General features: G+C 37.4%; 2 protein-coding genes. Both read right to left on the reverse strand.

Annotation, left to right across the window (positions count from 1 at the left end):
* Positions 1–487: IS91 family transposase (locus tag E1I69_RS24170; RefSeq protein WP_136382022.1), on the reverse strand; the 487-nt coding region annotated here is incomplete at its 3' end.
* Positions 484–1,121 (reverse strand): tyrosine-type recombinase/integrase (locus E1I69_RS24175; RefSeq protein WP_136382023.1); only part of this gene is annotated, 638 nt, incomplete at its 5' end. The genes E1I69_RS24170 and E1I69_RS24175, both read right to left, overlap by 4 nt.

Raw genomic sequence — 1,121 nt, forward strand, 5'->3', positions numbered from 1 at the left:
CCAGCACAATCGTATGTATATGTGGATGATAATGCAGGTTTTGACCCCACGTATGTAATACAGAGAGAAATCCAATTTGTGCTCCTAGATATTTCTTATCGTTTGATAGTTCGGTTAAAGTTTCAGCGACGCATTTAAACATTAGGTCGTAGAGTAACCTTTGGTTATGATAAATGATCATCTTTAGCTGTTCCGGCATTGTGAAAACGACATGGAAATAAGGAGAGTCCAGAATATCTTTCTTTCGTTGATCGATCCAAATTTCCTTATTGAATCCTTGGCACATCGGGCAATGTCTATTTCTGCAGGATTTATAACGCACGATCGTATGGTCACATTCTTCACATTCAAGGGCATAGGAACCTAGTGCCGATGTTCTGCAGTTCATGATTGCTTTGGAAGCTTTGGCTTGTTCCAATGAAGGTCTGTTCGACTCTTTAAAACTTGGATAATGGCTTTTAAATATGTCCTGGATGGTAGTCTTCACGTTTCGTCTCTCCGGGTATCTAAAGGACTTTGAATGCCCATCATACTTTTTGATGTCATATGTGTGTAAGCTAAAGTCGTTTTCAAGTTTTTATGTCCAAGTAACTGTTGAATAAATACAGGATCCACGCCATCTTCTAATAAATGTGTCGCAAAACAATGTCTTAATGTATGTGCAGAGATGTTAACATCTAGTTTGAGTTTGTCCCGAAGCTTAATCATTGTGTTTTTTATCGTCTTGACATGGATGTGAGATCCTTGATTCTGTCCTGGAAACAACCAATCACTCTTCGAGTAAGGATTATTAGGGTAACATTCTCTAAAATACGTACGAAGAATATCAAGTGCTACTTCTGATAAAATCGTATATCGGTTTGTATTATGTTTAGCCTTTTCTATTCGAACCCTCATGGTTTTACTACAAATGTCGCTTATTTTTAACTTAGCTACTTCACTCACTCGTAGACCACTGCCGTACATTAGTACGAATATCGCCTTATGTTTAATATTAGTAATAGAGTTTAAAAGTGTAAGGACTTCCTCAGCGGAAGGTATGACAGGAAACTTTTGAATCCTTTTCATCCTTGGAACCTTTAGAGGATTCCATTCTTTCTCCAACACATAAGTATAGAAAA

The organism is Bacillus timonensis (genome assembly GCF_004799755.1).
Taxonomy (GTDB): Bacteria; Bacillota; Bacilli; order Bacillales; family Bacillaceae_L; genus Ferdinandcohnia; species Ferdinandcohnia timonensis_A.